Below are 19,754 nucleotides of genomic sequence, written 5' to 3'. Positions count from 1 at the left end.
TTATGCTTGTTTTTATTATTTGAAAATAAGTATATGAAGTATATTTTACTGGTGGGTTTGTCTTCATTATTTCACAATGTATCATTTTTATTTTTCCCGTTGATTTTATTAAGATTTTTCCGGGTGTCTAGAATAGCTATGATGGTTGTTATATTTTTATGCTATTTTGTTTTAAGTTTTAATATTATTGACTTGGTTTTAGAGTTAAATATTCTTTCTGGCACAAAATATCAAGGATATTTATCTATGGATGAGTACGCAAGAGAAACTAATATAGGGAGTGGATTAGGTATGATTTTTCAGTATTTTATATTACTTCCATTTATTTTCTTGAGAAAGGACAGATTTGCCACGGAAAAGTATAATATAGTGGTTCTAATAAATATATTTGTTTTACTATCTCTTTTTATATCTATAAAGTTCTATATATTTAATAGAATATTGTCTGCTTTTAGCATAGCTTTGATTTTGTCAGTGGAATTATTGGTTGATTCAAGGTTGAAGTTAAATAAAATTATTCTATTTTTATGCTTTAGTTTTTGGGTTGTGTTGTATCATAAAGATATTTTAGATAGTAATAAAGAATTTGGAAAAAATAAACAAATATCTCCTTATACGAGCATATTTCATTATAACTAAAAATAACTAGAAAGGAAAGTTATGAAATTTTCTGTAATTGTGCCTGCTTATAATGTGCAGGATTATATCGTTAGTTGTATAGATAGTATTTTAAAGCAATCTTTTAAAGATTATGAGATTGTCTTGGTGAATGATGGTTCTACCGATGCAACATTTGAGCATTGCGAAGAACTGAGTGAAAAAAATGGATGTATAAAATTAGTTAATAAGGAAAATGGTGGCCTCTCTAGCGCAAGGAATGTGGCGATAAATCAAGCAGAAGGTGATTACTTATTATTTTTAGATGGTGATGATTTTTGGAGAGATGATGATTTCTTGGAAAATCTTAATTGTATAATTGAAACTCATTCACCAGATACTATTATTTTTCCCTACTCTTATTATTACGGCAAGGATAGAATTAAGGAGTATCAGTTTGATTTGTCTGAAATGTCTTCCACTTCAAATAACTTTTCTGATAACTTATATTCGTTGATTGATAATGGTATATGGTATCCATCTGCATGTAATAAATGTATAAGAAAGGATATTGTAGCTATTAATAATATTTCATTTCCATTAAATATGACATCAGAAGATGTGCAGTGGTGTTTTGAGCTTTCACAGCATATAGCCTCTTATTATATTTATAATAAAGGAGTTTATATGTATAGACAAAATAGGGAAGGAAGTATTAGTTATAAGCTTAAAATGAAAAATTTGGAAGATCTATTTTTAAATATAGAAAATGTGCTTTCAGGTTCAAAGAAGATCAGGGATGCTGATTATTTGTATTTATCGCATTATTATTTGGAAGTTATCCCTTATGTGAAACCATTTTTAAAAAATCCTGATGTTAAACGTATGTTAAGTAAATATAAATGGCTTTCTAAGTATTCAAAGAATACGAGAAATAACAAAAAAGGATTATTTATTTTTGTTTAACATATATGGGCTTTAGATTATCTAGTCTTTTATTAAGTATTTTAGTTAAGTTGTATAAATCGACATAGGGTGCAATATGAATCTTTCAGTTTTGATGTCTATTTATCATAAAGAGAAACCAGAATATTTCCATAAAACCATGGAAAGTATATGGACTAACCAAACTTTAAGGCCTGATGAAATTATTTTGGTTGAAGATGGTATCTTATCAGATCATTTGTATTCAGCAGTTAACTACTGGAAAGAAAAAATAGGAACTAAGTTAGTATCTGTTCCATTACCTAAAAATATGGGGCTTGCTTTAGCATTAAATGAAGGGTTGAAGGTTGCTAAGGGGAATTTTATTGCTAGAATGGATACGGATGATATAGCTGAAAGAGATCGTTTTAAACTCCAGCTTGAGTTCTTACAACAGCATGTAGATGTTGATGCGGTTGGTTGCTGGATTTGTGAAATTGATGAAAATGATAGTGTTATCAATGATAAAGTAGAATATCCTCTTCTTCATAACGAGTTATATCAATTTTTTGAAAAACGAGATCCGATAGCTCATCCAACAGCTATGTTCAGAAAGACTTTTTTTGATAAAGCGGGAAGGTATAGTAAGGAAGTTGCTTTAGCGGAAGATACTTTATTGTGGTATCAAGCATTCTTAAATAACTGCAGATTGGCAAATATTGATTATATTGGATTGAAATTCAGACGCAGTTCCGACTTTTATAAGCGCAGGGCAAATTGGAAAAAAACAATTGGGCTATTAAAATTCCGCCTATTTCATATAAATAGAGATTTAAATTATGGTATTAAAGCTGATATCTACGCAATTGCTTATTTTTGATGTCTATTTCTCCAAGTTTTGTGAAAAAATTATTATATAAATTATTTAGATAGAAAGGATAAAAACATGAAAATTCCATTTTCTCCTCCATATGTTAATGAAGATGTAATCAATGAAGTTGTAGATTCTTTACGTTCAGGCTGGATTACCACAGGGCCTAAAGTTAAAGCTTTAGAAGAGGAAATTAAACAATTCTCAGGGGCCAAAGAAGTGCTTTGTGTAAACTCTTGGACTTCTGCAGCGATTATGATGCTTCGCTGGTTCGGCGTAAAAGAAGGCGATGAGGTAATTGTGCCTGCTTATACTTATAGCGCAACAGCTTTAGCGGTATTGCATGCGGGAGCTAAACCAGTAATGGTAGATACTTCAGAAGATTTTAATATTTCTTTGGATGCGATTAAAAAAGCAATTACACCAAGAACGAAAGCTATTATGCCTGTTGATATTGCTGGATTCCCTTGCGATTATGATGAAATTATGGATTTGGTAAAATCTTCAGAAATTCGACCGCTCTTTAAGGCTGAAAGCGAGAATCAAGAAAAACTTGGCCGTATTTTAGTATTGAATGATGCAGCACACTCTTTAGGTGCTTGGTACAAAAAGGGCATGAGAACAGGAAGTGAAACTGACATTGCTATTTTCTCATTGCATGCCGTAAAAAATGTTACAACAGCTGAAGGTGGTGCAATTTGTATTAACTTACCAGCACCTTTTGATAACGCTAAACTCTATGGAGAGCTTCGCCAAATGGCATTAAACTGTCAAACTAAAGATGCTTTCTCTAAGAGTAAAGCCGGTGGTTGGCGATACGATATTACTGGCCTAGGTATGAAAATTAATATGGCAGATGTGAATGCAGCGATTGGCTTAGCACAAATTCGTATTTACGAAGATTTATTGAAAGAACGTAAACGTGTTTTTGATACTTATGGCGAAGCATTTAAACAATATGATTGGGCAATTTTACCGCCATCGAAACAAGGCGAAAAAGAAACTTCATATCATTTATATGCTTTACGTATTAAAGATTTTACTGAAGCGCAACGAGATGCGATGATTGATGAAATAGCTAAGAGTGAAGTGGCTGTAAATGTTCACTTTATCCCAATGCCAATGCTGACTTTATTTAAGAACTTAGGGTATAAAATTGAAGATTACCCGCAAGCATATAATAACTATAAGTGTGAGATTTCTCTTCCTATCTATCCTCAATTAACAGATGAGCAGGTGAAATTTGTAATTGATACTGTTGTTAATGCCTATAATAAGGTTAAGTAAAAGTGATTCGTTTTTTTGATTTTATTCTAAGTTTAGTTGGGCTAGTTGTTCTAGCCCCTATTTTCATTGTATTAGCCATTTGGATTAAGATTGATTCAAAAGGTCCAGTCTTTTATAAGCAAGTTCGAGTTGGACGGAATGGTATCGATTTTGGTCTGTTTAAGTTTCGCTCGATGGTAGTTGATGCTGATAAAAAGGGCTTAATTACGGTAGGTGGTCGAGATCCTAGAATTACCCGTTCAGGTTATTTTATTCGTAAATATAAACTTGACGAGTTACCGCAGCTGATTAATGTACTGCTTGGTGATATGAGCTTAGTTGGTCCTCGTCCAGAAGTAAGAAAATATGTTGAACTTTATACTGATGAACAACAAAAAGTACTTTCTGTAAAGCCAGGGATTACTGATTATGCTTCTATTGAGTATATGGATGAAAATGAAATTTTAGGGAAGTCTAATGATCCTGAAAAGACTTATATTGAAGAGATCATGCCTGAGAAGATTAAATATAATATGAAGTATATTCAGAATAAAAATGTATCAGAATACTTTAAAATAATCTTTCTAACATTGTTGAAGATTGTTAGGTAGATTGTTTAACCAATTTTACTAACTTAAGGATATTTGTATGATTTATTCTCTAGTATTTGGAATGTCGAGAACTAAAAAGAGAGTAATTAGTCTTTTTATTGATGTTGTCTTATTAATATCTGCGTTTTTTCTAGCTTATTGGACTCGATTAGGTGGAATAGTTGCATTTGATGATACAGAAATTTGGACAACTTTATTATGCACCATTGCGATAACTCTTTTTACGTTTATTAAATTAGGGCTTTATCGTGCAGTCTTGCGTTACATTTCTTTTAAGGCCTTAGCAATGGTAGCTGGAGGCGCTTTCGTTTCAGCTGTTAGCCTTATTTTCTTTTCTTTCTTTATCGGTTCGGATATACCTAGAACTGTACCTATTATTTATTTTTCCTATGTGTTCTTGCTATGTGGTAGTGCAAGAATGTTGGTTCGCTATTATGTTAGTTTAATTTTAGATAAAGATAATGAATCTGTCTTGATTTACGGTGCTGGTACAACAGGGCGTCAACTAGCAGTGTTACTTAAACATGCTTATCGCTATCGCATTCGCGGATTTATTGATGATAATGCTAAGCTACATGGAAGTTATCTTTTAGGGAGTAAAATATTTTCGCCAAATGATATTCCAAAACTTGTTCAAAAATATAATATTAAAGTTATTTTGTTAGCGATTCCTAGTGCATCACGTAGCGAGCGTAAGACAATAATTGATAGTTTAATTCCTCTAAAAATTAAGGTTCAAACTATTCCTGACATGGAAGATATCTTACAAGGGAATGCAAAAATTGATGAGTTACGAGAAGTTCACATTGAGGATTTATTAGGACGAGAACCAGTATTACCAAATAAAGATTTATTGCAAAAAAATATTTTTCATAAAGCTGTAATGGTAACTGGAGCAGGCGGTTCAATAGGATCTGAGCTATGTCGTCAAATTATTTTAAATGAGCCAAATGCTTTAATTTTATTTGAACTTTCAGAATTTTCTCTTTATTCCATTCATCAAGAGTTATTAGAGATTGCGAAGAAAAATAATATTACAAACACTAAAATTTATCCTGTTTTAGGAAATGTACAGGATATTGAACGCCTAGATCGTGTTTTATCTCATTTTAGTGTTGATACTATTTATCATGCTGCAGCATATAAGCATGTTCCTTTGGTTGAGTATAATGTGATTGAAGGAGTGAAAAATAATGTATTTGGTACATATAATGTTGCAAGATGCGCCGCAGAACATAATGTGAAATCGTTTGTACTCATTTCAACAGATAAAGCGGTTCGCCCAACAAATGTGATGGGGGCAAGTAAACGTATGGCTGAGCTGTGTTTACAGGCATTATCTGAACAATTAAACAGTTCCCAAACTTGTTTCAGTATGGTTCGTTTTGGTAATGTATTGGGTTCATCAGGTTCAGTTATTCCATTGTTTAGAAAGCAAATTCTAAAAGGTGGTCCTATTACTATTACACATCCTAATATCATTCGTTATTTTATGACTATTCCTGAAGCGGCTCAGCTCGTTATTCAAGCTGGAGCAATGGCGAAAGGTGGTGATGTTTTCATTCTAGATATGGGGGAACCAGTTAAAATAGTGGACTTAGCTAAAAACTTAATTCAATTATCAGGGCTCTCGGTTAAGGATGAAAACAACCCGAAAGGTGATATTGAAATTACTTATACAGGGTTGCGTCCAGGCGAGAAGCTGTATGAAGAATTGTTAATTGGCGGAGATAATGTTCGTAAAACAACCCATCCCCGTATTATGACAGCTGAAGAGGTTTATTTACCATTTGAACAATTATCTGAAGTGTTGTCTGAATTAGAGAATTCTTGCAAAGATGCCAATTATATGGCTATTCGTCAAACATTGCTAAATGCTCCTACAGGCTTTAACCCGACTACAGAAATTGTAGATGTATTATATAAGGATTAAGATTTATGCCTAATATAGGAATTTTCCCTAAGTTATTTATTAATGCATCTATATTTTTATTTTTTACTTTACTTTTGATGTTCCCTAAAGGACATAACTACGGTTCGACGGCCTTATTAGTTTTAAGTGTATTATTTTTATGTTATTTACTCTATAAGAGAGTAAGTTTCTTAGCAATAGTGAAGCAGAATAAAGCTATTTTTGTGGTGGCTACTTTTTATTTTTTAGTTTCGCTTTTCTTTATTTTCTTCCATGGGGAAAAAATTAATCTAATTGATAATCCATTAAGAGCATTTTTATTTCTCTCTGTAATTATTTTTGTAGTTTATAGTTCGGTTAAATTTGACGTCTTGCTCTATAGTATTCCTTTAGGAGCCTTTATTTCAGGTGTAGTAGCTCTCTATCAGTATTATATTTTAAACTTGGAAAGTGCTTTCTATTACCAAATGAAGATCCAGTCAGGGGATATGGCGATGTCATTAGGCTTATTTAGTTTTAGTATTGCTTTTTATTTTTTAGATATAAAGAAAAGTAAGTTAGCTTTACTTTCAGTTGGTTGTGGTATATTGGGAGTCTTTGCTAGTATCCTTTCATTTGCTCGTGGAGGGTGGATTAGTGCCCCATTCATAGTAATAACCCTTCTTTTTTTATATAGATATTTATTATCAAGAAAGGTATTGATAGGACTTTTGGTGATTTTGTGCTTTGGTGGAGCATTATTGATGATGAATAATCAATTTACTGAGAGAATTTCTGATACAACATATCAATTAGATGTTTATTTATCTGGTTACGATAAAATAAGCTCTGTTGGTGAACGTTTAGATATGTGGAAGATTGGTTTAAACTCCTTTTTAGAGCATCCGATTTCTGGGTGGAGTTTAATGGATTTAGAAGATTATAAAAAAGATTTAGCGGATAAAGATGTTGTAACTAAGGCGTCAATCTCGTTTTTACATTTACATAATCAATTTATAGATGAATTGGCAAAGAAAGGGATAGTGGGAGGAATTGCCATATTGAGTATTTTTATTGTCCCTTTATACCTTTTCTACAGAAAAGTAGTGGGTCAGGAGAATAAAAGAATAAAACTTATATCGATATTAGGTATTGTGCATGTACTATCAATAATTATTTATTGTATGAGTCAGTCATTTCTTGCACATAATTCAGGAAATATCTTTTACTTCTTTGTTCTATTTTTATTTTATGCTTTCATGGTTAATGAAAGTGCTACTACATCTGAATAAATTGTGATTCCTTTTATGAGCAAAAGAATCCTCATCACTGGCGGTTCTGGCTTCATCGGTTCCGCCCTTATTCGATATATCATTAACCATACTCAAGATTATGTGATCAATATTGATAAACTGACCTATGCGGCAAATCAATCAGCTTTGAAAGAGGTAGAAAATAATCCTCGCTATGCTTTTGAGCAAATTGATATTTGTGATCTTAAGGCGATAGAAAGCGTTTTCGAGAAATATCAGCCTGATGCAGTGATGCATTTGGCGGCAGAAAGTCATGTCGATCGTTCTATTTCTGGAGCAGCTGATTTTATTCAAACCAATATTGTTGGTACTTATACGTTGTTAGAGGTTGCTAAGAATTATTGGTATACCTTAGACGAAGCTAAAAAAACGATCTTTCGATTCCACCATATTTCTACTGATGAAGTGTATGGGGATTTATCCCTTTCGGCGCCAGCCTTTACTGAACATTCCCCTTATCATCCGAGTAGTCCTTATTCCGCCTCAAAAGCAGCAAGTGATCATCTGGTACACGCTTGGCATCGCACTTATGGTTTGCCGGTGATTATCACAAACAGTTCCAATAACTATGGGGCTTATCAGCATGCTGAAAAGCTTATCCCCTTAATGATTTCAAATGCTGTAATGGGAAAGTCTTTGCCAATTTATGGTGATGGGCAACAGATTCGTGATTGGTTATTTGTGGAAGATCATGTTCAAGCCTTATATTTAGCTTTAACAAAAGGTCGAGTCGGGGAAAACTATAATATCGGTGGAAATTGTGAAAAAACAAACCTTGAAGTGGTTAAAATAATTTGCCAATTACTCGAAGAACTTGCGCCAAATAAGCCTAATCACATTAAGTATTACGAAGATTTAATTACTTTTGTAAAAGACCGACCTGGTCACGATGTGCGATATTCATTGGATTGTTCTAAAATTCATGAAGAATTAGGTTGGCAACCGCAAATAACTTTTGAACAAGGACTTCGTCAGACGGTAAAATGGTATCTAGAGAATAATAGATAAATAAAGGAGAGCAACCACATGCAAATTACATTATCAACTACTCCCGCTTCGGAGAGTTGGGGCAAAAATGCCATTTTAAGTTTTAATCAAGATCAAGCCGTGATTCATCTTAAAGATGATGAAAAATCAAATCTTGTTTTAGTGCAAAAAGCCGCACGTAAGTTACGTGGGCAAGGTATTAAAGATGTTGAACTTGTAGGGGAGGCATGGGAATTAGAAAATTGCTGGGCATTTTATCAAGGTTTTTACTCGGCGAAGCAAGATTATTCGATTGAATTTCCTCATTTAGATGATGAGCCACAAGATGAATTATTGGCTCGTATTGAATGTGGTGATTTTGTGCGTGGAATTATTAATGAACCTGCAGAAACACTCACGCCAGTTAAATTAGCCGAACGCGCGGCTGAGTTTATTTCTAAACAAGCCGAAAATTATGCCGATAAAAGTGCGGTCAGTTTTCAAATCATTTCTGGTGAAGCGTTAAAAGAGCAAGGCTACCACGGGATCTTTACTGTGGGTCGTGGTTCTATTAATCCACCCGCTATGTTGCAATTAGATTTTAACCCGACTAATGATCCAAATGCGCCTGTATTAGCCTGTTTAGTGGGTAAAGGTATTACTTTTGACAGTGGTGGTTATAGCATCAAACCAAGTGATGGCATGAGCACGATGCGTACTGATATGGGCGGCGCTGCATTATTAACAGGTGCGTTAGGATTTGCGATTGCACACGGTTTAAATCAACGAGTAAAACTCTATCTATGCTGTGCGGAAAACTTGGTGAGCGGTAATGCGTTTAAATTGGGTGATATCATCACGTATAAAAATGGTGTAACCGCTGAGATTTTAAATACTGATGCGGAAGGCCGTTTAGTATTGGCGGATGGCTTAATTGAAGCCGATAGTCAAAATCCACAATTTATTGTCGATTGTGCAACCTTAACCGGTGCAGCGAAAGTGGCAGTCGGTAATGATTACCACAGCGTGCTTTCTATGGATGATGCGTTGGTAAATAGCTTATTCCAAGCTGCCAAAGAAGAAAATGAACCGTTCTGGCGTTTGCCTTTTGAAGAATTCCATCGTAGCCAAATCACTTCTTCTTTTGCGGATATTGCAAATACAGGTACAGCGCCGGTTGTCGCGGGCGCAAGTACTGCAACGGCATTTTTATCGTATTTTGTGAAAAACTATCAACAAGGTTGGTTACATATTGATTGTTCGGCCACTTATCGTAAATCAGGTAGTGATTTATGGGCGGTTGGCGCAACCGGAATTGGTGTGAAAACTTTAGCAAATTTATTAGTAACGAAAGCAAGTTAAGTAGGATTTTATGGTAGAACGTACTTTTTCAATTATTAAACCTGATGCAGTAAAGCGTCATTTAATTGGTGCTATTTTAGGGCGTTTTGAATCTCAAGGATTCCGTGTCGTTGCGCTTAAAATGGTGCAATTAACCAAAGAACAAGTGGAAGGTTTCTATGCGGAACACCAAGGTAAACCATTTTTTGAACCGTTGGTGGAGTATATGCTCTCTGGTCCGATGGTGGTTTCTGTGTTGGAAAAAGAAAATGCCGTAAAAGATTACCGCACTTTGATTGGTGCAACGAATCCCGCTGAGGCAGCAGAAGGCACTATCCGCAAAGACTTCGCGTTAAGTCAGCGTGAAAACTCTGTCCATGGTTCTGATAGTGTTGAAAGCGCAAAACGAGAAATTGCTTATTTCTTCGTAGATTCAGAAATCCAACCATAATTCATTTCTATAAAAAAGCACTTAGTGAATCGCTAAGTGCTTTTATTTTTATTGCTTTTCAATTTTTGAGATAGTCTTTTTCATTGGATCAATTTCAGCCCGAATATGAAAGGCTTTCGCTAAATTCTCCGCATTTAACACGGCTTGCGTCTCACCTACAGCTAACAATTTTCCTTTATCTAATAGAACAATTTCATCACAAAATTGATAAGCCAACGAAAGGTGATGAATTGCGACGACACACGTATGTTCCGGTGTGAGTGATTTAAGCTGTTCCATCATATCAATTTGATAATAAGGATCGAGTGGTGCAATAGGCTCATCGACCAATAAAACAGGAGATTCTTTAATGCAGCAGCGGGAGAGTTGTACGCGTGCTTTTTCGCCACCAGAAAGTTGTTGAAATGGCTTATCGAGTAAATGAGTTACCGCAAATTTTTCTGAAAACGCTTGAATTTTTGACCGCTCTTTTTCTTTTGGTAACGGAGCTGCCAAGCCTAATGCAATCACATCATAAACGGATAAATCCCAATGAATTTGCGTATTTTGTGCAAGATAAGCAATGTATTGGCTTTTTTCGGGAGCATTCATTTTGCTTAATGGCTGAGCATCAAACCAAATTTCCCCTTGTTTGAGGGGCAAGATACCCGCAATGGTTTTCAATAAGGTAGACTTTCCCGCACCATTGGCGCCCATAATGCCAATCAATTTACCTGATGGAAGCGTACAGTTGATGTCATTTAAGCAATAGGATTGGGTGAGTTTTTCAATTCTAATCATAAATTTTTCTCTGTTGCGTTAATAACATCCAAATCAAACAAGGTGCGCCGATAAGCGCAGTCAATGTGCCGATGTAAATATGTGAGAACAGCGGGATATATAAAATGGCTAAATCGGCTAGTAACAGTAATAACGCCCCGATTAACGCGCTAGTAAGGTAAAGCTGTGATGGGCGAGCTTTCAGTAAGATACGGGCGAAGTGTGGCGCGATTAAGCCGATAAAACCGATGGTGCCGGTTTGTGGAATGGTTGCACCGACTAATAAGGCCACACCAAAGGTGCTGATGAAAAAGCTACGTTTCGGATCTACGCCCATGGTGCTCGCAGTTTCTTCACCAAAGGTGAGTAAATCTAAGTATCGACGAGTGTGGTATAAGCAGAAAACCCCTGCCAGAACAATCGGGAGTGAAATAAGCAGGGTATCTAATTTCGCCCACATCAATGAGCCTTGTAGCCAACGATAAAGTTCAGCTAATGCCCATGGGCTTTCTGCGTTGGATAGCAGTAATGCAATTGCTGAACCAAGTAACATATTGACCGCTAGCCCGCTTAGAATCATCATCGTGGTGCCGTAGTTTTTAGCAATCAAATACACGATTAAAAAGCTTAAAAGCGCACCAATCACACCACCGGCTAAGAGCAGTGAAAATGGCACGGCAAAATAATAGAGGATAAATACACTAGCGGCTGTTGCCCCAGCACTACTGCCGAGTAAGCCTGGACTCGCTAATGGGTTTTGGAAAATACCTTGCATCGCATTGCCCGCTATTGCTAGGCTAGCGCCTGTCAATAAAGCTAAACCAATGCGCGGAAAACGAATATCCCACAGCACCATTGAACGCATATCGGTGAGCACGCCATCCGCATTTTTGAGATGGGCGAAATCACCTAGCTGATGATAAACCGCAAAGCCGCTAATCAATAGCAACGCGAAGAAAAGTGTGGTATTTAATTTGAGTGTTTTGGTCAATGATCAATTTCCTATGTAATCCAAATATCATTTGTTAATTTGATTTTGTCAAATCTCCCCTAACCCCTCTTTACTAAAGAGGGGGATTAGAGTGTAGGGATTTATAATTCTGATGTTTTATTCTAATCATTTATACATAAAAGCTGTAAATATATTATCTTGGGCTAATTTAATCATGCAATTCCTCTCTTTAGTAGAGAGGGTGGGATTATAGTGTCAAGATTTATAATTCTGATGTTTTATTCTAATTATTTATACATAAAGACTGTAAATGCGTCATTTTTGGGTTAATTTAATCATGAAGTTCCCCTCTTTAGCAAAGAGGGGTTAGGGGAGATTTGTCAGCTACATTATTTTAATTGTTGATAAATCTTCTCCGCCCCTTGCCACACACCGTGATCAAAGCAATAGGTATATTTCATCGGGATGCTGACAAGCGGTTGGTTTTTGAAAAAATCTTGCAACATAGGGTGGTGCAGTAATTCGGCTTGTGCATTGTAACCTTGTTTGTCAGTCAGTGAAATGAGCACATTCGGTTGGCTTAAAATCACTTTTTCTAACGAGAAATTTTGTGCAGTAAGTGGCGTTTTTAGTGGCGTTAATCCGAGTAAATTTAACAGCACGGGATATTGCGGATAATAACTTTCCACTACGCCCGTTTCCGACAAAATCAGTGTGTCAGTAAGCGGTCGATTTAAGTGAAAGTTTTGCGATTTGAGTTTTGTTACTAAATCTGCCGCCTTTTGCTCATTACCCAGTTGTTTGCCTAAGTCTAGAATCAACGTAAATAATTCATCTGGCGTTTGTGGGCTGTCGTTAATGGGAATAATCTTCACATTGAGTTTTTTCAGCTCTGCGACTAATTGGGGATAAAAAGTTTCATTAATCAGAATAGTTTTATCCAAATAGGGCAATAATTCCGTTAATTGCGGTTCTAACACAGGTTTATCGGTATTGATTTTGTCTAACATCATCAACGGTTTTTTCGAATAAGGTGACTGTGCAGCAATTTGCGAAGGCTCAGCCAGTTCGATAAGCAGTCGGTCACTGCAAAGCGTAAGCGAGACAAATTGTTCCGAAGCCTGAGCGGTAAACGGAAGGAAAAGTGCGGTTAAAATTAAGCGAGTTTTTTGCATATAGATATAATGATACGCTACGCCATCAAGAATGTAAAAAGGCGTGCTAAGCACGCCCTTGTTAGTAGGTAATAATTAGAACGATCCTTTCAACCCAACGTAAACATTACGTCCTTCTTGGCCGTAGCCTAGTACGTTTTCGTATTTTTTATTGAATACGTTGTTAAGATTTGCATAAATCGTCAAGCTATCCGCTATTTTATAGTTCACGCCTAAGTTTGCCAAGGTATAAGATGGCAATTTCACTTTATGCGTGCTGTAAGTTGGTGAATAGTAGGTGTCCATGCGTTTGCCTGTGTAAGATACATTTACATCTGTACCTAATTTTTCAGTGATTTGGTATGCTAAGCCTGCGTTCGCCAAATGTTTCGGACGACGTGCCAATTCAGCGCCTTTGCTGTCTCGAGTTTGGGTGTAAGTGTAGTTGGCATAAGCAGTTAATACATCGGTGATTTTACCGTTGTAAGCCACTTCAACACCTTTTACTTTACTCTTGCCTTCAAGATTTACTGCGCGGCTTGTATAAGTGGTGAAGTTGATGACTTCGCTGCTAATCGCATTTTTCACGTTGCGAGCGAAATAAGTCACATCAAAGCTGTGGCGGTTGTTATCTGTTTCAAATAAGAAACCAACATCGCCCCCTAAACTTTTCTCTGGTTGTAAATTTGGGTTGCCGATATAGCGCGCGTTGTAGCCGTAATATTCAGTGATCGTTGGGTTTTGAATCGCTGAACCAAAACTTGCGTGTGCTTTCACGTTATTATGTAAACGATAAGCGCTCGCGATGCGGCCAGTCCATGAGTTTTCATATTCAGAGCTGTCAGTGTAACGACCACTAATATTTAAACTATGATCTGCGTCGTGTAATAAACGATATTCAGCTGCTAAGCTTTTCTCAACAAGCTTTTTATTGCCAGCATTGTTGAAATAAGACGAGTTGAAATCTGTTTTTTGATAGTCAGTTAAAAAGCTTAAACCTTGTGTGAGAGTGCCTTCACGATCGAAATTGACGTCTAATTGATAGTTTGCGTTGAGTTTTTTCGCATCGTAAGCCGATGTATAGCCAACGGTATCGCTGTCAGTTTTGAGATGGCTTACCCCAACTTTGTGTTTAAGCAATTCATCATCATTACCTAAGAAACCACTTAATTTGAATAAGGTGTCACGTGTGCGGGTGTAATGACCTTTTTCATCCGTTGCGCTGTTATCAAAGTTAGCGGTTTGGCTGCTGTGAGAGGTTAAGAAATCAAAACCTTTTTGGTTATCGTCATAGCCAAAACGAAGAGAAGCGTTATCACGATGGAATTTATCGCGTTCGCTTGAACCACCAGTACTTACCGCTGTGCCATCTTGCGCCGTGTAGTTAAAGCGGTTGTTGCTGAGTGCTGAAATGCCTTTGGTATGGTGGCTGTCGCCGTGTAAAGCATAATAGAAACCGTTATTTGAGCCTGAAAGGGTTAATGAACCATCTACCGTACGATTAGAGCCTGTGCCAAAATCGTAATCGACGTTGAAGGTTTTACCTTTTTCTAAGCCTTTCTTCGTGGTGATATAAATCACACCACCCATCGCATCACTTCCCCAAAGAGCGGATTGCTCCCCGCGCAATACTTCGATGCGGTCAATATTGCTTAATGCTAAACCACCGAAATCAAAGCCATAACCAGAAACTGGGTTCACTTTCACGCCATCAATAATCACTGCAGTGTGGTTTGCATCCGCACCACGTAAGAATACATTAGTTAATGTGCCACGACCGCCTGAAGTACTTACGGCTAAACTCGGTACCGTTTTCAATACGTCACTGACATAAGTCGCACCACGTTGTGCAAAATCTTTTTCAGTTAAAACAGTAACAGATGAGGCGGTTTGATGAAGGCTAGTTGGCGTGGCTGATGCAGAATAGACGTTAATCACATCTAATTTTGCCACGTCTTCAGCCGCAGCTAATGCTGGAATCGCTAATAAAATCGCTGAAGTAATCACATTTTTTTTCATTTTAAAATCCCTAGGATAAAAGTCTGTATAAAAGCGCCAGCAGTTTACACATTTGAGGCCTGGCAAGCAAACCTATCATGATGAAAATAACTCATCATGAAAATGAATGAAATTTAAGAGAAATAAAAAATTTAAGGATTTTTCTGACCGCACTTTTTCGCCTTTATCCGCCTTATAGTTTCAAGTATAATGCCTGTATTTTTCATCACATTGTTATTAAAAAAATTATGAGTACAAAATTCAACGTAAAAACATTCCAAGGCATGATTTTAGCCTTGCAAGAATATTGGGCAAATCAAGGCTGTACCGTTGTGCAACCTTTTGATATGGAAGTGGGCGCAGGAACCTCTCACCCAATGACAGCATTACGCGCGTTAGGCCCAGAGCCGATGGCATTTGCTTATGTGCAACCTTCGCGTCGTCCGACCGATGGTCGTTATGGCGAAAACCCAAACCGTTTACAACATTACTACCAATTCCAAGTGGTGATTAAACCGTCTCCAGATAACATTCAAGAACTCTATTTAGGTTCACTTGAAATGCTTGGTTTTGATCCAACACAAAACGACATCCGTTTCGTGGAAGATAACTGGGAAAACCCAACCTTGGGGGCGTGGGGATTAGGCTGGGAAGTGTGGTTAAACGGTATGGAAGTGACCCAATTTACCTATTTCCAACAAGTGGGTGGCTTAGAATGTAAACCGGTAACCGGTGAAGTGACTTACGGTTTAGAGCGTTTAGCCATGTACATTCAAGGAGTAGATTCTGTGTATGACTTAGTTTGGTCTGACGGCCCGCTTGGCAAAACCACTTACGGTGATGTGTTCCATCAAAACGAAGTTGAACAATCCACGTACAACTTTGAATATGCGGATACCGATTTCTTATTCTACTGCTTCGATCAATATGAAAAAGAAGCGAAAAACTTATTAGAATTGGAACGTCCATTACCATTACCAGCTTACGAGCGTATCTTAAAAGCGGCACACAGCTTCAACTTGTTAGATGCACGCAAAGCGATTTCGGTCACAGAGCGTCAACGCTATATTTTACGCATTCGAGCATTAACTAAAGGCGTGGCGGAAGCGTACTATGCGAGCCGTGAAGCCCTAGGTTTCCCTGGTTGTAAAAAATAAGGCAAAAAACGACCGCACTTTAAGCATCAACCCAATGATATAAGGAAAAAATGATGAAAGATTTTCAATACCCAGACGATATCTACACGGAACCAGAAATTGATCCTAATACGCTTGCGAATTTAGGCCCATTGGCTAGATTAGCGGGTGTTTGGGAAGGTAAGCGTGGTGTGGATATCAACCCGAAAGCAGAAGGACCAGAAAAAGATCCTTATATCGAACGTTACGAAGCTCATCCAACTGATGGTCAACCCAATGGTCCGCAACTCTATTATGGATTACGTTATCACACTCATATTGTTGAGCCAGACGAAGTGGAAACCTTCCACGATCAAGTGGGCTATTGGTTATGGGAACCTGAAACAGGCAATATTTTATTAACTGGTAGCATTCCACGCGGCCAAACGTTTATTGCTGTCGGTAATGCACCGGCTGATGCGAAAGAGTTTACTGTAAAAGCGGTACGCGGTTCACTAACAAATGGCATTATTTCGAATCCGTTCTTAGAGCGTTCATTTACCACGGAAAGTTTTGAAATGACGGTGAAATTCCATGATGATGGCACTTGGTCATACGATCAAACCACCATCCTAATTATCCCGAATTATGATGCTCCATTTGAACATCGCGATCGTAACCGCTTAACTAAAATTGGCGAACCGAAATTGAACCCAACTGCGGCAGCAGAACAAGAAGGTGAATAATGAAACCCATTCTTTATTACGCAGCAGATTGCCCAGATACAGAGCCATTTGTTGCAGAGTTAAAACGCTTAGGCGTGGATTATGAGGCTGTGGAAGTATTATCTTCCATTCCAAACTTGAAACAATGGTTGCGTTTGCGTGATCGTCACGCCGCATTTGATGATGCAAAAGCACAAGGCTATGCGGGCTTTCCAGCGTTATTGTTAGATGATGATCGTGTTATTTTAGACGAATCCAAATTAAAAGAGATTTTTTAAAGTGATGAAAAAAACCTTAGCCTTTGCAACTTCAGCGATGATTTTGACTGCTTGTAGTCATGCACAATCTCAAGGTGAAATGTTGTGTCTGGACAAAGGGAAATCAGATGCTCACGGTTGCTTTCAAAATTTAGGAGAGTCTTACTCTTATTTGAAAAAAGCCTGTGTACAAGTGTTTGATGTGGCAGATATTAAGCTAGACGATCCCGCCAATAAAACCCAAGCGGTTTATGGCATTCTTTCGGAAGATAAGCAACAGGTTGAAGTGTTTGCGTCTGATTTGCCTGAAAATACGATTTTAGATGTGGTAAAAGGCGGCTATATCTCAAAAGATAGTAAAGTGCGTTTAATAAAAACCAAGACAAGTTGGAAGGTTCGTAAGTAATGAAGAATGTCAGTTTTTTACAATTTTTATTTAGAATTGGTGATGACTATTTAATGTTTTTGCGAAATTTAACACCCGCTGTGTTGTTTTTATCACTCGCGTTATTTATGTATTCTGAGCTGAATTGGACACATTGGGCGTGGAATAATGTGCTAGTGCTGTTTTTAAGTTTGGCTTCAGGATTTATTGCACTCAGCGTCATGGCAATAAATACTGTCGCTTTTGTACGCAAGATGCTGAAAACCTTAAGAACACTAAGCGGAGAGAGCGAACTTGATGAAAATATTGGTACGCTCGCATTATTTAAAATGCTCTGGGTGGAGAGCAACAGTAAACAACTAATCTTTTTTGCGGTAGTCAATATTGTTGCAGTATTTATGGTGTTAGTTTACGGCACCAAATATGCCTTGAATTTTTATAGCTCAATTTCAACATTAAATGATTAAGTCTCGAATATGAAAAAAATAACCCTAAAATTCACCGCACTTTTGCTTGGCTCAGCTTTAGCAAGTAGTGCGTTTGCAACAGAAAATGGTCAAACTTCCTCAAGTTCTGATTATGAATTAGAGAAAGTATTGATTTTCAGCCGACACGGATTGCGTTCACCAGTGGAAAAAGATCCGCAAGAAATGGCGAAATATTCCCCTTATGAATGGGCAAAATGGAATGTACCATCTGGCTATCTCACTGCAAAAGGGACGGTGCTAGAAACCTATTTCGGACAGTATTTAGGTCAATGGCTTGCAGATAAAGGGTTACTAACAACAGAACGTTGTGCATCGGGCGAAGGCATTTTTGCTTATGCAAATGGTGTGCAACGCACCATTGCAACAGGGCAAGCGATTGTTTCTGGTGCATTTGCGGGCTGTAATGTTCAACTGCAACATCACGGTAAAATTGGTTCAGAAAAAGATCCGATTTTTAAAACGCAAGCGCATAATCCAAGCAAAGCCTTGATTGAATCTGCAAAAAATAACGTTGATTTAACCGCTTTACAGCAAAAATTAGCGCCAAATTATGCACTATTGAGTGAAATCATTGATTACAAAAAGTCACCAAATTGCTTACAAAAAGGCGAGTGTGATTTAGGTGGAAAAGTCGGTGAATACAGTATTAAAGACGGCAAGTCAGTCAAGATTACTGGTTCTATCAGCACCGGAAAGAAAATTGTCAGTGCATTATTACTCGCGCATTATGTGGGCAAGCCTGATTCAGAAATCGCAAACGGCCGTGTGGATAGCCAAGAAAAATGGCGTGCAATTAACGAAATTAAAAATGAATATTACCGCACGTTATTTAAAAATAACGAAGCGTTAGCACAAAATGCATCATACCCGCTATTGGCATTTATTCAGCAACAGCTAAATAGTGAAAACAAAATTAACTTATTAGTTGGACACGATTCTAATATTGTTGCCCTGCTTGCTGCACTAGGTGTTGAGCCTTATGAATTGAATGATTCATTAGAAAATATCCCAATAGGTGGCAAGTTACTATTTGAAGTGTGGAAGCACAAACCAAGTGGCAAACTCAAATTTAAGTTGGATTATGTGTATCAAACCACTGAACAACTGATTAACATCACGCCACTAAGTTTAGCGACACCTCCAAACCAAACGGCATTAACCCTCAAGGGCTGTGAAAAAGATGAATATGGTTTTTGTGATTATGAGCAGTTTCAAAAGGTGTTGAGTGAAGGGATTGAGAACGGTAAGAAATAGCGTTCATGCAACCCTATGAAAAATACTTAAAATAGAATTCGCAAAAATTGCGAGTGGATCAAACGGATGCGGAAAGAAAGCTATGGCAATGCATCAATCGAGATCAATTATTAGGTTTTCGATTTAATCGACAAAAGCCACTTTTAAGTTATATCGTTGATTTTTATTGTGCAAAAGCAAAGTTGATTATCGAATTGGACGGTAGTCAGCACTATGAACCTGATTATCAGGAAAAAGACGCATTGCGAGATGCAGAATTAAATTCACTTGGTTTTACGGTGATGCGATTTAGCAATGATGAAGTCATGTGTGAAATTGAAGCGGTAGTCGAGCAAATTTATTTGTTTTTAGAGAATGTAAGGGCTGATTGAGTATGAGGTTGGATTAGCTTCTGCCAAATCTCCCCTACCCCTCTTTGCTAAAGAGGGAAATTCTT

21 protein-coding genes are annotated in these 19,754 nt (G+C 37.2%); 17 read left to right on the top strand and 4 right to left on the bottom strand.

What is annotated here, in order from left to right; all coding sequences use genetic code 11:
- Positions 1-6: 6 nt before the first annotated feature.
- From INQ00_RS09715 to ndk, 10 genes are all read left to right on the top strand, one after another.
- Entirely contained in the window at positions 7-639 is a 633-nt protein-coding gene (locus INQ00_RS09715) for an EpsG family protein (protein WP_269473882.1), read from the top strand.
- Between the two features lie 21 nt (positions 640-660).
- Positions 661-1,563, top strand: coding sequence for a glycosyltransferase family 2 protein (locus tag INQ00_RS01145; protein WP_232086609.1), 903 nt, complete (start codon positions 661-663; stop codon positions 1,561-1,563).
- A gap of 76 nt (positions 1,564-1,639) precedes the next feature.
- The gene (locus INQ00_RS01140; protein ID WP_232086608.1) at positions 1,640-2,401 is read left to right on the top strand and encodes a glycosyltransferase; all 762 of its coding nucleotides are present in this window, start codon (positions 1,640-1,642) and stop codon (positions 2,399-2,401) included.
- Between the two features lie 66 nt (positions 2,402-2,467).
- On the top strand, positions 2,468-3,679 hold the full coding sequence (locus INQ00_RS01135; protein WP_040217510.1) for a DegT/DnrJ/EryC1/StrS family aminotransferase: 1,212 nt from the start codon (positions 2,468-2,470) through the stop codon (positions 3,677-3,679).
- A gap of 2 nt (positions 3,680-3,681) precedes the next feature.
- Positions 3,682-4,269: a sugar transferase gene (locus INQ00_RS01130; protein WP_197547046.1), complete on the top strand. Its 588-nt coding sequence runs from the start codon at positions 3,682-3,684 to the stop codon at positions 4,267-4,269.
- 37 nt (positions 4,270-4,306) lie between these two features.
- Positions 4,307-6,202 (top strand): nucleoside-diphosphate sugar epimerase/dehydratase, encoded by a 1,896-nt coding sequence (locus INQ00_RS01125; protein WP_197547045.1) that lies wholly within the window; start codon positions 4,307-4,309, stop codon positions 6,200-6,202.
- Between the two features lie 5 nt (positions 6,203-6,207).
- A complete protein-coding gene (locus INQ00_RS01120; protein WP_197547044.1) occupies positions 6,208-7,452 on the top strand; it encodes an O-antigen ligase family protein in 1,245 nt (414 codons plus the stop codon).
- A 15-nt stretch (positions 7,453-7,467) separates the two neighbouring features.
- Positions 7,468-8,481, top strand: a complete 1,014-nt coding sequence (gene rfbB, locus INQ00_RS01115) for a dTDP-glucose 4,6-dehydratase (RefSeq protein WP_197547043.1) — start codon at positions 7,468-7,470, stop codon at positions 8,479-8,481.
- An 18-nt stretch (positions 8,482-8,499) separates the two neighbouring features.
- A complete protein-coding gene (pepB, locus tag INQ00_RS01110) occupies positions 8,500-9,801 on the top strand; it encodes an aminopeptidase PepB (protein WP_197547042.1) in 1,302 nt (433 codons plus the stop codon).
- Positions 9,802-9,811: 10 nt separating this feature from the next.
- Entirely contained in the window at positions 9,812-10,231 is a 420-nt protein-coding gene (gene ndk, locus INQ00_RS01105) for a nucleoside-diphosphate kinase (protein WP_197547041.1), read from the top strand.
- A gap of 48 nt (positions 10,232-10,279) precedes the next feature.
- Here the strand turns inward: ndk and INQ00_RS01100 are convergent, their stop codons facing one another.
- The 4 genes from INQ00_RS01100 to INQ00_RS01085 form a co-directional block, all read right to left on the bottom strand.
- On the bottom strand, positions 10,280-11,011 hold the full coding sequence (locus tag INQ00_RS01100) for an ABC transporter ATP-binding protein (RefSeq protein ID WP_197547040.1): 732 nt from the start codon (positions 11,009-11,011) through the stop codon (positions 10,280-10,282).
- Positions 11,004-11,981, bottom strand: coding sequence for a FecCD family ABC transporter permease (locus INQ00_RS01095; protein ID WP_197547039.1), 978 nt, complete (start codon positions 11,979-11,981; stop codon positions 11,004-11,006). The genes INQ00_RS01100 and INQ00_RS01095 overlap by 8 nt, the downstream gene beginning before the upstream one ends.
- 350 nt (positions 11,982-12,331) lie before the next feature.
- Positions 12,332-13,117 (bottom strand): substrate-binding domain-containing protein, encoded by a 786-nt coding sequence (locus INQ00_RS01090; RefSeq protein WP_197547038.1) that lies wholly within the window; start codon positions 13,115-13,117, stop codon positions 12,332-12,334.
- 75 nt (positions 13,118-13,192) lie between these two features.
- A complete protein-coding gene (locus INQ00_RS01085; protein WP_197547037.1) occupies positions 13,193-15,115 on the bottom strand; it encodes a TonB-dependent receptor plug domain-containing protein in 1,923 nt (640 codons plus the stop codon).
- Between the two features lie 227 nt (positions 15,116-15,342).
- Here INQ00_RS01085 and glyQ point away from each other — a divergent pair, with 227 nt between their 5' ends.
- From glyQ to INQ00_RS01050, 7 genes are read left to right on the top strand one after another with little or no spacing between them, the layout of a single operon-like run.
- Entirely contained in the window at positions 15,343-16,251 is a 909-nt protein-coding gene (gene glyQ / locus INQ00_RS01080) for a glycine--tRNA ligase subunit alpha (RefSeq protein WP_197547036.1), read from the top strand.
- A 53-nt stretch (positions 16,252-16,304) separates the two neighbouring features.
- Positions 16,305-16,955 (top strand): FABP family protein, encoded by a 651-nt coding sequence (locus INQ00_RS01075; RefSeq protein ID WP_049357987.1) that lies wholly within the window; start codon positions 16,305-16,307, stop codon positions 16,953-16,955.
- Positions 16,955-17,212 carry a hypothetical protein gene (locus tag INQ00_RS01070; protein ID WP_014064189.1) on the top strand — a complete coding sequence of 86 codons (258 nt, stop codon included), beginning with the start codon at positions 16,955-16,957 and terminating at the stop codon, positions 17,210-17,212. Before INQ00_RS01075 ends, INQ00_RS01070 begins: the two co-directional genes overlap by 1 nt.
- Before the next feature lies 1 nt (position 17,213).
- Positions 17,214-17,597: a hypothetical protein gene (locus INQ00_RS01065; RefSeq protein ID WP_197547035.1), complete on the top strand. Its 384-nt coding sequence runs from the start codon at positions 17,214-17,216 to the stop codon at positions 17,595-17,597.
- Positions 17,597-18,043, top strand: a complete 447-nt coding sequence (locus INQ00_RS01060; RefSeq protein WP_102703942.1) for a hypothetical protein — start codon at positions 17,597-17,599, stop codon at positions 18,041-18,043. The genes INQ00_RS01065 and INQ00_RS01060 overlap by 1 nt, the downstream gene beginning before the upstream one ends.
- Before the next feature lie 9 nt (positions 18,044-18,052).
- Positions 18,053-19,318: a histidine-type phosphatase gene (locus INQ00_RS01055; protein WP_197547034.1), complete on the top strand. Its 1,266-nt coding sequence runs from the start codon at positions 18,053-18,055 to the stop codon at positions 19,316-19,318.
- 47 nt (positions 19,319-19,365) lie between these two features.
- Positions 19,366-19,689, top strand: coding sequence for an endonuclease domain-containing protein (locus tag INQ00_RS01050; protein WP_232086606.1), 324 nt, complete (start codon positions 19,366-19,368; stop codon positions 19,687-19,689).
- Positions 19,690-19,754: the final 65 nt, after the last annotated feature.

Source organism: Haemophilus parainfluenzae (assembly GCF_014931275.1).
Taxonomy (GTDB): Bacteria; Pseudomonadota; Gammaproteobacteria; order Enterobacterales; family Pasteurellaceae; genus Haemophilus_D.
Note: the sequence above shows the minus strand (reverse complement) of the source record. Positions and strands in the feature narration are given on the sequence as shown.

Bases quoted from the DNA above. Each gene is read 5' to 3' on its own strand.
- rfbB (WP_197547043.1), top strand. From the start codon at position 7,468: ATGAGCAAAAGAATCCTCATCACTGGCGGTTCTGGCTTCATCGGTTCC.
- INQ00_RS01140 (WP_232086608.1), top strand. From the start codon at position 1,640: ATGAATCTTTCAGTTTTGATGTCTATTTATCATAAAGAGAAACCAGAA.
- INQ00_RS01100 (WP_197547040.1), bottom strand. From the start codon at position 11,011: ATGATTAGAATTGAAAAACTCACCCAATCCTATTGCTTAAATGACATC.
- pepB (WP_197547042.1), top strand. From the start codon at position 8,500: ATGCAAATTACATTATCAACTACTCCCGCTTCGGAGAGTTGGGGCAAA.
- INQ00_RS01070 (WP_014064189.1), top strand. From the start codon at position 16,955: ATGAAACCCATTCTTTATTACGCAGCAGATTGCCCAGATACAGAGCCA.
- INQ00_RS01075 (WP_049357987.1), top strand. From the start codon at position 16,305: ATGAAAGATTTTCAATACCCAGACGATATCTACACGGAACCAGAAATT.
- INQ00_RS01135 (WP_040217510.1), top strand. From the start codon at position 2,468: ATGAAAATTCCATTTTCTCCTCCATATGTTAATGAAGATGTAATCAAT.
- glyQ (WP_197547036.1), top strand. From the start codon at position 15,343: ATGAGTACAAAATTCAACGTAAAAACATTCCAAGGCATGATTTTAGCC.
- ndk (WP_197547041.1), top strand. From the start codon at position 9,812: ATGGTAGAACGTACTTTTTCAATTATTAAACCTGATGCAGTAAAGCGT.
- INQ00_RS01145 (WP_232086609.1), top strand. From the start codon at position 661: ATGAAATTTTCTGTAATTGTGCCTGCTTATAATGTGCAGGATTATATC.
- INQ00_RS01125 (WP_197547045.1), top strand. From the start codon at position 4,307: ATGATTTATTCTCTAGTATTTGGAATGTCGAGAACTAAAAAGAGAGTA.
- INQ00_RS01055 (WP_197547034.1), top strand. From the start codon at position 18,053: ATGAAAAAAATAACCCTAAAATTCACCGCACTTTTGCTTGGCTCAGCT.
- INQ00_RS01085 (WP_197547037.1), bottom strand. From the start codon at position 15,115: ATGAAAAAAAATGTGATTACTTCAGCGATTTTATTAGCGATTCCAGCA.
- INQ00_RS01060 (WP_102703942.1), top strand. From the start codon at position 17,597: ATGAAGAATGTCAGTTTTTTACAATTTTTATTTAGAATTGGTGATGAC.
- INQ00_RS01090 (WP_197547038.1), bottom strand. From the start codon at position 13,117: ATGCAAAAAACTCGCTTAATTTTAACCGCACTTTTCCTTCCGTTTACC.
- INQ00_RS01120 (WP_197547044.1), top strand. From the start codon at position 6,208: ATGCCTAATATAGGAATTTTCCCTAAGTTATTTATTAATGCATCTATA.